This window comes from Paraburkholderia sp. IW21 (genome assembly GCF_041321145.1).
In the GTDB taxonomy this organism is placed as follows: Bacteria; Pseudomonadota; Gammaproteobacteria; order Burkholderiales; family Burkholderiaceae; genus Paraburkholderia.
On sequence record NZ_JBGGWA010000008.1, the window covers coordinates 208,834 to 223,332 of the forward strand.

General features: G+C 63.0%; 12 protein-coding genes and 1 other RNA gene. 5 read left to right on the top strand and 8 right to left on the bottom strand.

The features are described from left to right. The first annotated feature begins 123 nt into the window (after positions 1-123). A complete protein-coding gene (locus ACAX43_RS20225) occupies positions 124-1,098 on the top strand; it encodes an NADPH:quinone oxidoreductase family protein (protein WP_370710191.1) in 975 nt (324 codons plus the stop codon). Between the two features lie 225 nt (positions 1,099-1,323). On the opposite strand, the gene ACAX43_RS20230 is transcribed toward ACAX43_RS20225, so the two are convergent. From ACAX43_RS20230 to ffs, 8 genes are all read right to left on the bottom strand, one after another. Further along, positions 1,324-2,148: an ABC transporter permease gene (locus ACAX43_RS20230; protein ID WP_370710192.1), complete on the bottom strand. Its 825-nt coding sequence runs from the start codon at positions 2,146-2,148 to the stop codon at positions 1,324-1,326. Between the two features lie 87 nt (positions 2,149-2,235). Next, entirely contained in the window at positions 2,236-3,048 is an 813-nt protein-coding gene (locus tag ACAX43_RS20235) for an ABC transporter ATP-binding protein (RefSeq protein ID WP_370710193.1), read from the bottom strand. Positions 3,049-3,151: 103 nt separating this feature from the next. After that, positions 3,152-4,189 (bottom strand): ABC transporter substrate-binding protein, encoded by a 1,038-nt coding sequence (locus ACAX43_RS20240; protein WP_370710194.1) that lies wholly within the window; start codon positions 4,187-4,189, stop codon positions 3,152-3,154. 123 nt (positions 4,190-4,312) lie between these two features. Beyond that, the gene (locus tag ACAX43_RS20245; RefSeq protein WP_370710195.1) at positions 4,313-5,545 is read right to left on the bottom strand and encodes a CaiB/BaiF CoA transferase family protein; all 1,233 of its coding nucleotides are present in this window, start codon (positions 5,543-5,545) and stop codon (positions 4,313-4,315) included. A 105-nt stretch (positions 5,546-5,650) separates the two neighbouring features. Then, positions 5,651-6,247: a recombination mediator RecR gene (gene recR, locus ACAX43_RS20250; RefSeq protein WP_370710196.1), complete on the bottom strand. Its 597-nt coding sequence runs from the start codon at positions 6,245-6,247 to the stop codon at positions 5,651-5,653. A gap of 249 nt (positions 6,248-6,496) precedes the next feature. Continuing rightward, a complete protein-coding gene (locus tag ACAX43_RS20255) occupies positions 6,497-6,823 on the bottom strand; it encodes a YbaB/EbfC family nucleoid-associated protein (protein WP_007182071.1) in 327 nt (108 codons plus the stop codon). A gap of 61 nt (positions 6,824-6,884) precedes the next feature. Beyond that, positions 6,885-9,659, bottom strand: coding sequence for a DNA polymerase III subunit gamma/tau (dnaX, locus tag ACAX43_RS20260; protein ID WP_370710197.1), 2,775 nt, complete (start codon positions 9,657-9,659; stop codon positions 6,885-6,887). Positions 9,660-9,866: 207 nt separating this feature from the next. Next, an RNA gene (ffs, locus tag ACAX43_RS20265) (signal recognition particle sRNA small type) lies at positions 9,867-9,965 on the bottom strand. A gap of 441 nt (positions 9,966-10,406) precedes the next feature. On the opposite strand from ffs, the gene trxA reads away from it, so the two are divergent. The 4 genes from trxA to ACAX43_RS20285 all read left to right on the top strand — a co-directional run bounded on the left by trxA (position 10,407) and on the right by ACAX43_RS20285 (position 14,495). Next, positions 10,407-10,733 (top strand): thioredoxin TrxA, encoded by a 327-nt coding sequence (trxA, locus tag ACAX43_RS20270; RefSeq protein ID WP_054039468.1) that lies wholly within the window; start codon positions 10,407-10,409, stop codon positions 10,731-10,733. A gap of 239 nt (positions 10,734-10,972) precedes the next feature. Next, positions 10,973-12,241, top strand: coding sequence for a transcription termination factor Rho (gene rho / locus ACAX43_RS20275; protein ID WP_006048863.1), 1,269 nt, complete (start codon positions 10,973-10,975; stop codon positions 12,239-12,241). A gap of 179 nt (positions 12,242-12,420) precedes the next feature. Beyond that, on the top strand, positions 12,421-12,942 hold the full coding sequence (locus ACAX43_RS20280; RefSeq protein WP_370710198.1) for a MerR family transcriptional regulator: 522 nt from the start codon (positions 12,421-12,423) through the stop codon (positions 12,940-12,942). Continuing rightward, the gene (locus ACAX43_RS20285) at positions 12,939-14,495 is read left to right on the top strand and encodes an MFS transporter (RefSeq protein ID WP_370710199.1); all 1,557 of its coding nucleotides are present in this window, start codon (positions 12,939-12,941) and stop codon (positions 14,493-14,495) included. The genes ACAX43_RS20280 and ACAX43_RS20285 overlap by 4 nt, the downstream gene beginning before the upstream one ends. Positions 14,496-14,499: the final 4 nt, after the last annotated feature.

A 14,499-nucleotide genomic window follows, 5' to 3' on the forward strand; every position in this document is an offset into this window, starting at 1 on the left:
CGGGCTCTCTGGCGAGCGGATGTCGACCCCGCATCGGCGCGGTTCCGAGCAATAAAAACGCACGGTCGTGCGGATTGTTTTACACTCAGAATGCTTGAGAACCCTACTCGATATGGAGACACGATGCGCGCGATTCGCTGTAATCAATACGGGCCGCCGGAAAGCCTGGTCGTCGAAAATCTGCCGGACCTCGAGCCGTCGCCCGGTCACGTCGTGATCGACGTCAAAGCCGCGGCCGTCAATTTTCCCGATGTGCTGATCATCGAGAACAAATACCAGTTCAAGCCGCCGCTGCCCTTTACGCCTGGCTCCGAAGTCGCGGGCGTCGTACGCGCGGTCGGCGCTGGTGTGACGCAGTTCAAAGTGGGCTCGCGCGTCGTCGCGTTCACCGGCTCGGGCGGATTCGCCGAGCAGGCGCTGGCGCCGGCCGCGGCCTGCGTGCCGCTCGCGGACGGCGTCGAATTCGAGCTGGCCGCCGCGTTCACGCTTGCCTATGGCACGTCGCATCACGCGGTGGTCGATCGCGGCGCGTTGAAGGCCGGCGAGACGATGTTGGTGTTGGGCGCAGCGGGCGGCGTCGGGCTGGCCGCGGTCGAGATCGGCAAGGCGCTAGGCGCGCGCGTCATCGCGGCGGCGTCGAGCGACGAAAAGCTCGCCACCTGCGTGAAGCACGGCGCGGACGCCACCATCAACTACAGCAGCGAAGACCTGCGCGAACGCATCAAGGCGCTGACCGACGGCAAGGGCTCCGACGTGATTTTCGATCCCGTGGGCGGCGTGTATGCGGAGCCGGCGTTTCGCAGCATCGGCTGGCGCGGGCGCTATCTGGTGGTCGGCTTTGCGAACGGCGACATTCCGAAGCTGCCGCTCAACCTGACGCTGCTCAAAGGCGCGAGTCTGGTCGGCGTGTTCTGGGGCGATTTCGCAAAACGCGAGCCGCAGCACAATCACGCCGCGTTCCAGCAGATGACCGGCTGGATCGGTGAAGGCAAGCTCAAGCCGTACGTATCGGCGCGCTATTCGCTCGAAGATACTGGCCGCGCGTTGCGCGATATGGCGGAGCGCCGGGTGATCGGGAAGGTGGTGATTACGCCTTAGCGGTGACGCGCTCTGGCAGCGCTTCTTCTTGCGCGACAAAATATGAACGGCGCGCGGTTCAAAAACCGCGCGCCGTTTTTGTTGTGCCCTGCTTTTTGTTGTGCCCTGCGCTTGTTAAGCCGCTGCTTGCCGAACCTTTGTTCGTCAAGCCTCGCCCTTGCTGGCCTTGGCCTTGGCCTTGGCCTTGGCCTTGGCCTTGGCCTTGGCCTTGGCCTTGCACTTGCCCTACAACTTTTCCGTATCACCCGCTTTCGGCTGCCACTTCATCAATCGCCGTTCGCCAATCCCGACGATGGCATCGAGAACCAGCGCGAACGCCGTCAACACCAGAATCCCGGCGAACACGGTATCGATATCGAAGGTGCCTTCGGCTTGCAGGATCAGATAGCCGACACCGCGCGCCGAGCCCAGATACTCTCCCACCACCGAGCCGACGAACGCCAGCCCGACCGACGTATGCAAGCTGGAAAACACCCAGCTCATTGCGCTCGGCAGATACACGAAGCGCAGCAGTTGCTTGCGGTTCGCGCCGAGCATCCGCGCATTGGCGAGCACGACCGGGCTGACTTCCTTCACGCCCTGATAGACGTTGAAGAACACGATAAAGAACACCAGCGTGACGCCCAGTGCGACCTTCGACCAGATGCCCAGACCGAACCAAACCCCGAAGATCGGCGCGAGAATCACGCGCGGCATCGAGTTGGCGGCCTTGACGTACGGATCGAACAGCGCGCTCGCGAGGGGCGCCAGCGCCAGCCACAGGCCGACGCCGAGCCCCAGCGCCGTGCCGAGCACGAACGCGAGCACCGTTTCGACCAGCGTGATCCACAAGTGCAGATAGATTTCGCCGCCCGCAAACCACTCCCAGATCCGCTGCAGCACCTTCTGCGGTTCGCCGAAGAAGAACGCGGCCTTGTTCGGATCGTCGAAATAGAACGCCGGCAGCAGCGTCGGACTGGTCAGCACATACCAGAGCACGAAGCACAGCACGAGCAGCAGCCACTGCCAGATCACCAGGTTCGCCCGGTTCGGGCGCAACGTCTTCCACATGACTCGGTTTGCCTTAGATGATTAATCGACGCAAATGCTCAGCGCAGAGACAGAACACAACGGCGAGAACACAACGGCGGCCCGCGTTTAAACGGCCGTGAGTTGCTGCTGATAACCCTTGAGAACCTCGTCGCGCAGCACGCTCCAGATCTGCGCATGCAGCTCGACGAAACGTGGATGCGCGCGAATCTCCGCGACGTCGCGCGGGCGCGGCAAATCGATCGTGAATTCGCCGATCGGATGCGTGCCCGGGCCGGCCGAGAGCACCACCACGCGATCGGACATCGCGATCGCTTCGTCGAGATCGTGGGTGATGAACAGCACTGCTTTGCGTTTGGCCGCCCACAGGTCGAGCAATTCGTTTTCCATCAGCTGGCGCGTCTGAATATCGAGCGCGGAAAACGGCTCGTCCATCAGGATGATGTCGGGGTCGAGAATCAGCGTCTGCGCCAGCGCGACGCGCTTGCGCATGCCGCCCGACAACTGATGCGGATAACGATCGCCGAAACCGCCGAGGCCGACTCGCTTCAACCACTCGTCGGCCTTGGCGCGCGCCTCGGCTGGCGGCACGCCATGGAATGCGAGGCCCGCCATCACGTTGTCGAGGGCCGAGCGCCACGGCATCAGCGCGTCGGCCTGGAACATGTAGCCGGCGCGCCGGTTGATGCTTTTGAGCGGCTCGCCGAACACGCTGACCGTTCCCGAGGACGGCCCCAGCAATCCGGCGCCGACGTTCAGCAAGGTGGACTTGCCGCAGCCGGTCGGGCCGACCACCGAGACGAACTCGCCCGGCGCAATGCGCAAGGTGGTGTCCTTGACCGCCGTATAGCGCTGCGCGCGGTTGTCGCGCGCAGCGAACGTGCAGGTGATGTTTTCAAGCGCCAGGGCGGCAACGGTCATCGTTCGACTCGCTTCGAAGGTCGGTTTCGGTTTGCTTGCTGTCGTGACGGCAACGGTCAAGACGAGCGCAACGTGCGCCGCCCTTGACCGTACACTGACAGGCTTAAGCCTTGACGGTGCTCAGCGCCCTCTTGACGAAGTCGTTGGTCCATGCCTTCGACAGATCGATCGGCTTGCCCTGTATTGCCGGATCGAACGCCTGCAAGGTCTTCAGCGACGTGGCCGGGCCGTCGGCCGGCATCAGGCCGTCCGGCGACATCGCTTCCTTCACGTGCTGCCACGCGTCCAGATACACCGCGCGGTCGCCAAGCAGATAGCCTTCCGGCACCGTATTGACCAACTCGCTGCCGGTTGCCGCCTGCAGCCACTTGAGCGCGCGCACCATGGCATTGGTCAGCGCCTGGGTGGTATTCGGATTCCTGGTGATGAAGCTCTGCGACGCGTACAGGCAGCCTGCCGGCATATCGCCGCCGAACACGCTGCGCGTATCGGCGAGCGTGCGCGTGTCCGACACGACGCGAATCTCGCCGGTGCGTTCGAGTTTGGTCATCACGGGGTCGAGATTGGCGATCGCGTCGACCTGCCCGGATTGCAACGCAGCGATCGCGCCAGCCCCCGCGCCCACGCCGATGAACGCGACGTCTTTCGCGGTCAGCCCGGCTTTCGCCAACACGAAGCTCGCCATGATCGCGGTCGACGAACCCGGCGCGGTTACGCCGATTTTCTTGCCCTTCAGATCGGCGATCGACTTGTAGTTCGGCATCGTCTTCTTCGACACCGCGAGCACGATCTGCGGCGCGCGCCCTTGCAGAACGAACTCGCGAAACGATTGCTTCTGGGCCTGCAACAGCAAGGTGTGCTCGAACGCGCCGGAGACCACATCCGCGCTGCCGCCGACTGCCGCCTTCAGCGCTTGCGAGCCGCCGGCGAAGTCGGAGATTTCGACGTCGAGCCCCTCGTCCTTGAAGTAATTGCGGCGCTCGGCAATCGTGAGCGGCAAGTAATAGAACAGGTTCTTGCCGCCGACGGCGATCGCCACCTTGGTGGTTTCCGGCTTGCCCTGCGCGAACGCAAACGGCGTGGTGGCGAACGTGGCGCCCGCGAGCGCGGCGCTACCGGCGAGGAAGGTTCTGCGTTGCATGGTCTCTAGTCTCCAAACCCTGGTTGTTTTTTGCCGCGACGCTCGTGGGAGTCGCGGTTGCATCTTGGTTCGCGTCTGTGCTTTTGCATTGCGAGGCGGGCGCGCCCGAACCGCGCGCCTCAATCAGACGATCTGTTGCGCATGCAACCTTGCAATGTGGTGTGCATCATAACCCAGCGATTGCAGGACTTCATCGGTATGTTCACCCAGTTCCGGGCCGAGCCAGCGGGTTTCACCGGGTGTTTCCGAGAGTTTTGGCGTAACCGAGGGCAGCGTGATTTCCTGACCGTCCTGCCATTTGAAGCGCTGGATCATCTGGCGCGCCATGAATTGCGGATCGGTGAACATGTCCGCGACGCTGTAAATGCGGCCAACCGGCACGTCGGCGGCGTTCAGCGCGGTGAGTGCCTCGTCGATGGTGCGCGTGGCGAGCCAGGCGGCGATCGCACTGTCGATTTCCTGGGTTCGCGGCACGCGGCCGTCGTTGTGCGCCAAGGCAGGATCGTTCGCCAGGTCTTCTCGTTCGATCGCCACCATCAGGCGTCTGAAGATCGGATCGCTATTGCCGCCGATCACAACGCTGCCGTCGCGGCACGGATACGTGTTCGACGGCACGATGCCCGGCAGCGACGCACCGGTACGCTCGCGCACCATGCCGTACACGCCGTATTCGGGCACCACGCTTTCCATCATGTTGAAGACGGCCTCGTACAGCGCGACGTCGACCACCTGCCCCTTGCCGCCATTCACCTGCTTGTGATGCAGTGCCATCAGCGCGCCGATCACGCCGTGCAGCGCGGCAATCGAATCGCCGATCGAAATGCCGATCCGCGGCGGCGGCAAGTTCGGATAGCCCGTGATGTGGCGCAACCCGCCCATCGATTCGGCGATCGCACCGAAGCCGGGCCGGTCGCGATACGGCCCGGTCTGACCGTAGCCGGATAGACGCACCATGACGAGCCCGGGATTTTCGGCGGACAGGACGTCGTAACCGAGCCCGAGCTTCTCCAGCAAGCCCGGCCGGAAATTCTCGACGACGATATCGGCTTCTTTCGCGAGGCGCCGCACGATCTCCTTGCCCTCTTCGGCTTTCAGATTGATCGTCACGGATTTTTTGTTGCGCGCCTGCACGGCCCACCACAGCGACGTGCCGCCGACTTCCGGATAGAGCTTGCGCCATTTACGCAGCGGATCGCCGCCTTTGGGATCTTCGATCTTGATGACGTCGGCACCGAACTCGCCGAGAAAGCGCGCGGCGAACGGGCCGGCGATCAGGGTGCCGAGTTCGAGCACCTTGACGCCGGCAAGCGGGCCTTGGGGCGCGGCGGTTGCGCTGGGGTCGGGATTGACGCTCATGGGTCTCCTCTGTGTTCTGTTCTCATCCAGGCGTTGCGCGAGGCATTGCGGCCCCGGCTAGCCGCACGCTGGGATCTTGCAGGTTTGACGGCGAAGCGCTTCGCGTTACATCGAACGCCGGTCGAGCATCGCGCGGGCGATCGTACCGGCGTCGACGTATTCGAGTTCGCCGCCCACCGGCACGCCGCGCGCGAGGCGCGTAACGGCGAGGCCGCGCGCCTTGAGCGTCTGCCCGAGGTAATGCGCGGTGGCTTCGCCTTCATTGGTGAAATTGGTTGCGAGCACCACTTCCCTGACGATGCCGTCCGATGCGCGCTTAACCAGCCGGTCGAAATGGATCTCCTTCGGGCCGATGCCGTCGAGCGGACTGAGCCTGCCCATCAGCACGAAATAAAGGCCACGATAGGTCATCGTCTGTTCGAGCATGATCTGGTCGGCGGGTGTTTCGACGACACACAGCAAAGTAGGATCGCGCGCATCATCAAGGCAGACCTCGCAGATCTGCGCTTCGGTAAAGGTGTTGCACTTCTCGCAGTGCTGCAGATGCTCGGTCGCGAACAGCAGCGAGCGGCCGAGTTTTTCGGCGCCCTCGCGGTCGTGCTGCATTAGGTGATACGCCATGCGTTGCGCGGACTTAGGCCCGACTCCGGGCAACACGCGCAGCGCTTCGACGAGCGCCGACAAGGCGGAAGGTTGTTTCATGCGGATCGGCGGTGTCGAAGTGGGTATTGCCCGGGAGTGCCCGGAATGGCGCGGTATGCGGGTGGCAATGCGGTTGCCTCTATCAGCTTGACAGCGGATCGGACAGGCACGCCCGGCGAACGAACCGAAGCGCACGGGTGCGAACTGGCGCGAGCCAGGACGGGCAGCCAGCAGTCGACCGAGCGCGCCGCGCGCATTCAGCTCACGCCGCGGCTCAACCAGCGGCGTAAGCCCATGCGGCGGCTTCGCTCAGAACGGCAGCTTGAATCCCGGCGGCAACGGCAGGCCCGAAGTCATGCCGCCCATCTTTTCCTGGGCAGTGGCTTCGGCCTTGCGCACGGCGTCGTTGAACGCAGCGGCGACCAGGTCTTCCAGCATATCCTTGTCGTCGGCGAGCAGGCTCGGATCGATCGACACGCGGCGCACGTCGTTCTTGCAGGTCATCGTCACCTTCACGAGACCGGCGCCCGACTGCCCTTCCACTTCGATCAATGCAAGCTGCTCCTGCATCTTCTTCATGTTTTCCTGCATCTGCTGGGCTTGTTTCATCAGCCCGGCGAGTTGGCCTTTCATCATGGACATGCTCCTTCTTGATAGCGTGAAATCAGGGAATCGGGTGCCCCACAGGCGCGGCGAATCACGGGGCGGACGGCGCGCCGTTCGGGCCGGCGTCCTGCGTAATCGGGCGGATCGAGCCGGGCACGATGCTCGCGCCGAACTCGCGGATCAGCGACTGCACGAACGGATCGGCGCCGATCTCGCGCTCGGCTTCCTGCTGACGCTGCGCGCGCTGGGCGGCGTCGTGCGCGGCTGCCGTGCGGCGCGCCGGACCGACTTCGACCAATACGTCGACGTTCTGACCGAGCTTTTCGGCGAGCGCGGTTTTCAGTTTAGCGACCTGCGAGGCTTCCGCGTACTGCGGCACCGGCACGTTCAGTTTGAGCGTGCCGCCTTCGAGCGCCATCAGTTCGCTGTTGAACGCGAGTTGATACGAAATGCCCTTGAGCGGCAGATCGACGGCGAGCGCCGGCCAGTCGCCCTTGAAGCCCAGCGGATCGAGCGGCACAGCGGGCGGCAGCGGACGTTTGTCGACTACTGGCGCAGGGGTCGGCGCAGCCGCGGCATCCACGCGGACGTCGTCGGGGCCACTGTCGAACACGGGCATGTAATTGTCGTCCGGCAGGCCGTAATAGCCTTCGTCCGCTGCCGTGAGCGGCATGTACTCATCGGGCGGCATGTCGTCCCACGGCGGGATCGGCGAGCCGTTTTGCTCCGAGCCGTTGCGCTGGGCTTGTGGCGACGGCGCACGCGCGGCCGGTGCTGAGCCTGGTTCCAGCGCCGCGCGGCGCGGGGCGCCCGGCGTCGGCACGGGGACCACGACGCGCGGTGCAGCCGGTTTCGGCGTGGCCGGCGCCGTGGGCTTTGCGGCTGCCGCGGTCGTGGCGCGGCCCCGGTCTGATGAAACTTTCAGGCCGGCGCTGCGCAATACGTTGAGTGCATCGCTCGCACCCCCTGCGCGGCGCGGCGGGATGTCGGCCGCGGGCGGCGGCTCTTGCGAAGCCGCTGCGGGCGCGGCCTCTTCTGCGCGTTCGAACGCGGCTGCTGCGGATGCGGTGAGCGAAGACGCGGGCGCCGGTTCCTGAGGAGCGGATGCAGTTGGAGCTTCTTTCACGGCCGGCGCAGTGGGCGCTTCGTCCCACGGCGCCAGGGCTGGTGCAGTGGCTACCTGGGTTACTTCGATTGCTTCAGGCGCCGTGGATACAGGCGCCGAACTCAGTTCATCGACCGGGGGTGCCGATTCGGTAACGACGGGTGCTTCGGCAATGTTGAGCTTCGGCGTGTCCGGACTTTCAGCAGAATCCGCTGACGGCGGTTGCCGCCGGTCCGGTGCCGCAGCATCCGCTTTCACCGCCGGCGCTGCGAAGTCGTCGGCAGGTAGCGCGGACAAAACGGGCTCAACCGCAGGCGTGAATTCGGACGTTAGCCGTGCCGAGCCCACCTCGACGCTTCGCGCTTTCTCTCGCTCATTACTTTCAACGCCCGCAGACTGTGCTGCGCCAACCGCAGCCTGCGCCTGCGCAGCGCTCGCGACTTCCACCACGGCCGTTGCGGGCTCAGACGACGTGCGAAGCGCAGCGCTCTGACCTGCCGCCGGGTGGCCGGGTTGCGGCTCGCGCACTGGCGCGGCAGCTTCTTCGGCCATGCGAGTCGGCGCCGCAGCCTGCTGCGCGGCCACAGCCGGAGAACCGGCACGTTTGGCCCCACCCGCCGCCGCGGGCCCAGCCGGACGCGCCGAAGCCGCGCCGCCGCCACTGCCGCCGCCGGTGGGCGCCGGTTCGAACGCCAGCATGCGCAACAGCGTCATCGTAAAGCCGGCGTATTCGTCCGGCGCGAGACCCAGTTCGCTTCGGCCGATGGTCGCAATCTGATAGAACAACTGCACCTGCTCAGCGCTCAACGCGTCAGCGAAACGACGCAGATCGCCCGCCTCCGGCCACTCGTCCAATACCGACGAAGGCGCGAATTGCGCCCACGCGACGCGATGCAGCAGGCTTGCCAGATCCTGCAGCGCCGTTGAAAACGACAGGCTGCGCAATGCCATCTCGTCCGCGACGGCCAGCACCGCGGCGCCGTCACCGTCCGCAAGCGAGCCGAGCAGGCGAATCAGATAGCTTTGATCGAGCGCGCCGAGCATCCCGCGCACCGCTTCTTCATTGACCTGATTGGCCGAGTAGGCGATCGCCTGATCGGTCAGCGACAGCGCGTCACGCATCGAACCGTCGGCCGCTCGCGCGAGCAAACGCAGCGCCTGCGCGTCGAACGGCACGTTCTCTTCGCCAAGAATGTGCTCGAGATGCGACACGATATGCCCAGCCGGCATCTGCTTCAGATTGAACTGCAGACAGCGCGACAGCACCGTGACCGGAATCTTCTGGGGATCGGTGGTGGCAAGAATGAACTTGACGTGCGAAGGCGGTTCTTCCAGCGTCTTCAACATCGCATTGAACGCGTGGTTGGTCAGCATGTGCACTTCGTCGATCATGTAGACCTTGAAGCGCGCATCGACCGGCGCGTAAACCGCGCGCTCCAGCAGCGCCGCCATTTCGTCGACGCCGCGATTACTCGCCGCGTCCATCTCGACATAATCGACAAAGCGGCCTTCATCGATCTCGCGGCACGCACGGCACACGCCACACGGCGTGGAGGTCACGCCGGTTTCGCAATTCAGCGCCTTGGCGAAGATGCGCGACAGCGTGGTTTTGCCGACGCCCCGGGTGCCGGTAAACAGATAGGCATGATGCAGACGGCCACCGTCGAGCGCGTGCGTGAGCGCGCGCACCACGTGCTCCTGTCCGACGAGCGAAGCAAAATCCTTCGGCCGCCATTTGCGTGCGAGAACTTGATAGGTCATCCGGAAATTGTATCAGTAACGATGGCGCGCAAAACCGAATCGAAACCGCGCGCGAACGCGTGTTGCCGCTTCATTGAAGCCGGCTAACGGACCGATGGAAAAAAATAGATGAAGCGCGCGGACGATGACACTGCAGCGTCTGTGTGACAGCGCTTAGGGTAAAACAGGAGATGGGAGGGAGAGCAGAGAAAAACAAGAAAAGAGAAAGGTGACGAGCCTGACCCTCGGCACTGGTGGAAAACGGCTGTGGCTGCTTCGTTCCCGACCTGACCAGGTTGACCATCCCTCCATGCGAGGAGGCCCGTCACGAAACATTCTATCATCGCTTGGTCGCTCGCGCGACTGTTAATACGATCAAAGCGACATCGGCCCGCCGAATCAGGCGCTTCGTACCATATAGGCAGTGGCCCCGCAGTACGCGTTCGAGGCACTTGAGTTTGCGCTGCCGGCCACCAGATAAGTTGCGTCGCGGTTATAAAAATGGCGTGGCGCTTCACCGGCAGCCGTTGGCCCCACTGCCCCTGATGAGTACTATCGCCCCCGGCAACGCATAGCGAATTAAGCTAAACTGCCATACGGATGACCCGCAAGCGCGCGCCTTCAGCACATCTGGAAATGGTTTTTCTACGTTTCCGGCATGCGTCGGCAAGGCTTCGGTTGCGGCAAAGCGAACGGAAGTTTCCTTAGGTTTGGTGTATCGTGGCGAGCAATTCAGGCGGGCCTCGAACCGATAGAGGTATTCATACAATGAGCGAATCAATCAAGCATATTAGCGACGCATCGTTCGAACAGGACGTCGTGAAATCCGATAAACCCGTGCTGCTCGATTTCTGGGCTGAATGGTGCGGTCCGTGCAAGATGATCGCGCCGATCCTCGACGAAGTCGCGAAGGATTACGCCGATCGCCTGCAAATCGCCAAGATCAACGTCGACGAACATCAATCGACGCCGGTCAAGTTCGGCGTTCGTGGCATCCCCACGCTGATCCTCTTCAAGAACGGCGCTGTCGCCGCGCAGAAGGTCGGTGCCCTGTCGAAGTCGCAACTCACCGCGTTCCTCGACGGCAATCTGTAAGGCAGTCGCATCGGCGCGCGTCGGAGCCCTTGAGACCTTCGGGCGCGTCGCATCGAGCGTGTTGTCAGGCGGCAACACGCTTTAATAAGAAAAGATGCCATGCCGTCGCACTGGCGGAAATCGGCATGTGCTATGCTAGAATCCGCAAAACGTCGAAAAGACGTGTAAGTCCTTGAGCGGTTCCGCTCACTCTCCTCCCAGATTTCATTTCGTCGCACCTTCTCCTGCGGGTTCTCCGTATGCATTTATCCGAGCTTAAGACTCTGCACGTGTCCGAATTGATCGAGATGGCCAATGGCCTCGAGATCGAAAGTGCAAACCGCCTGCGCAAGCAGGAATTGATGTTTGCCATTCTAAAAAAACGAGCCAAAACGGGCGACACGATCTTCGGCGACGGCACGCTCGAAGTGCTGCCGGACGGCTTCGGCTTCCTGCGTTCGCCGGAAACCTCGTATCTCGCCAGTACGGACGATATTTACATCAGCCCGTCGCAAATCCGCCGTTTCAATCTGCATACGGGCGACACGATCGAAGGCGAAGTGCGTACGCCGAAAGACGGCGAACGCTATTTCGCGCTGGTGAAGGTGGACAAGGTCAACGGCCAGCCGCCGGAAGCCTCGAAGCACAAGATCATGTTCGAAAACCTGACGCCGCTGCACCCGAACAAGGTGCTGCTGCTCGAACGTGAAATGCGTGGCGAAGAAAACGTCACGGGCCGCATCATCGACATGATCGCGCCGATCGGTAAGGGCCAGCGCGGTCTGCTGGTCGCCTCGCCGAAGTCCGGCAAGACCGTGATGCTGCAACACATCGCACACGCGATTAAGCAAAACCATCCGGATGTCGTGCTGTTCGTGCTGCTGATCGACGAACGCCCGGAAGAAGTGACCGAAATGCAGCGTTCGGTGGCCGGCGAAGTGATCGCCTCCACGTTCGACGAACCGGCTGCGCGTCACGTGCAAGTCGCCGAAATGGTGATCGAGAAAGCCAAGCGCCTCGTCGAAATGAAGAACGACGTGGTGATTCTGCTCGACTCGATCACGCGTCTCGCGCGTGCGTACAACACCGTCGTGCCGGCCTCGGGCAAGGTGCTGACAGGCGGTGTCGACGCGAACGCGCTGCAACGCCCGAAGCGCTTCTTTGGTGCCGCACGCAATATCGAGGAAGGCGGCTCGCTGACCATCATCGGCACTGCACTGATCGAAACCGGCAGCCGCATGGACGACGTGATCTACGAAGAATTCAAGGGCACCGGCAACATGGAAGTGCACCTGGAGCGCCGTCTTGCTGAAAAGCGCGTCTATCCGTCGATCAACCTGAACAAGTCCGGCACGCGTCGCGAAGAACTGCTGATCAAGCCCGAAGTCCTGCAAAAGATCTGGGTGCTGCGCAAGTTCATTCACGACATGGACGAAGTCGAGTCGATGGAATTCCTGCTCGACAAGATCCGCCAGACGAAGAGCAACTCCGAGTTCTTCGACATGATGCGTCGTGGCGGCGGCAGCTAAAGCTTCACGCCGAAGCAACCGCTTCAGCCGCACCGCATAAGAAAGCCGCTCGTCACAAACGAGCGGCTTTTTTTCGCCCGGAACATTTCACTCGAAACGCGCGGGCGTTCCCGACAACGTGTACGTGAACGTACACGTTGCAGTACAATGCGGTTAGTCAGCCAGGTCTGTCACACCCTATGCCAAAGGATTCGCCCACCCTGCTCACCGTACGCGATGCCGCCGAGCGCCTCGGGGTCACGCCGCGTACGCTGAAGTACTACGAAGAACGCGGCCTCGTCTCGCCCACCCGCAGCGAGGGCCGCTACCGGCTGTACGACGAGGAAGACCTGAAGCGCTTCGGGCGCATTCTGCGCCTGCGTTCGCTCGGTTTCTCGCTGCACGGCATCACCGAAATGCTCAAGCGCCCGCTCGAACTGGTCGAGGGTGGCCACCGCTACTCCACCGACTCGCTGCGGCAGATTCGTGACGCCATCGCGCAACAGGTTGAAGGGCTCGACGCACGCATCGAAGCGATGCGCCGCGAGCTCAAGGAAGCGCAAAAACTGCGAGCCGAACTGAGTCCCGACCTCGACTATCTCGAACGGCGCCTCGCTGGCGAGAATGCGGACGCACTGCTCGAGCAGCGCCGCAACGCACTCGCCAAAGCCGAGAACACGCCGTTCGCGAAGCGCGCCAGAAAACCGGGCGGCCCGGCATGAGCGCGACGTCTCCCAGCGTATCGTTGTTCAGCGCCGCAAAGCTGCGCGGCGATTTTTTCCCGTGGGTGCTGGCCGTCGTCACCGGCCTCGACTATTTCGACAACTCGATCTTTTCGTTTTTCATCAGCTACATCGCGGGCGGCATCAATGCGTCGCCGGACGAACTGGTGTGGGCGTCGAGCGCGTATGCGGTCGCGGCCGTGCTCGGCATCCTGCAGCAGCAATGGTGGGTGGAGCGCTTCGGTTACCGGCGTTACGTGGCCGGCTGCATGCTGCTCTATTCCGCCGGCGCGATCGCAGCCACGCTGTGCGAATCGTCGATCGAACTCGCATTCGCACGCGGCTTTCAGGGCTACTTCATCGGTCCCATGATGGGCACCTGCCGCATTCTGATCCAGATGAGCTTCACGCCGCAGCAGCGGCCCGCAGCCACGCGCGCTTTTCTCGTGCTGATCGTATTGAGCAGTGCGCTCGCGCCGCTGATCGGCGGCCAGCTGGTCGCGCATTTCGACTGGCGCGCGCTGTTCGCGTGCACCGCGCCGGCCGGCGTGCTGTTTGCCATCCTCGCCCTTCTCGCACTGCCCGACACGGGCAACCGCCTGCCCGAGGAACGCGGCACGGCACACTTCTGGCCGTATCTGATCTTCGCGCTCGCACAAGGCGCGCTGCAAATCGTGATGCAGCAGGTGCGCTTCCAGTTGTTCAGCGCGTCGCCCGGGCTGATTCTGCTGACGGTCGCCGGCATCGTCGGGCTCGGCTGGTTCGCCTATCAGCAATGGCATCATCCGGCGCCGCTGATGCGGCTGCATGCGCTGCGCGAAAAGGTCTTTCAGGTCGGGCTCGTGCTGTACATGTTCTACTACTATATCTCGACCGTGTTCAGCTATCTGACGTCGCGCTTTCTCGAAAGCGGCCTCGGCTATCCGGTCGAGAATACCGGGCGGCTGGTCGGCGTGACGTCGCTGATTTCGGCCAGCGCGCTGTTCGTCTACCTGCGTTATGCGAAGCTCCTGCCGCGCAAGAAGTGGATCATCGTGCCCGGCTTCGCGGTGGCCGCATTCGCCGCGGCGTGGATGACGCGCATGTCGCCGGGCGTGGGCCAAGCCGCGTTGATCGTGCCCATGCTGCTGCGTGGCTTGCTGTTGCTGTTCATCGTGCTGCCGGTCGCCAATCTGACGTTCAGAATCTTCGCCATTGAAGAATTCACGCACGGCTACCGGTTGAAAAACATCGTGCGGCAACTGACGATGTCGTTTGCGACGGCCTCGGTGATCATCGTCGAACAACATCGGCAGGCGCTGCATCAAGCGCGCCTCGCGGAGTTCGTGAATCCGTACAATCCGTTGTTCCAGAATTCGCTCGCTGCGCTGACCCAGGGCTTTGCCGCCGCCGGCCGCTCGCCGTCCGAGGCGCACTCGCTCGCGATCGTGGAAATCAGCCGGATGGTCGCGCAACAGGCAAGCTTTATGACGTCGCTGGACGGCTTCTACTTTCTGATCGGCATCGCGATATGCGGCGGCATTTTCGCCGCGTGGCAAAAACAGATCGACTAAGGGT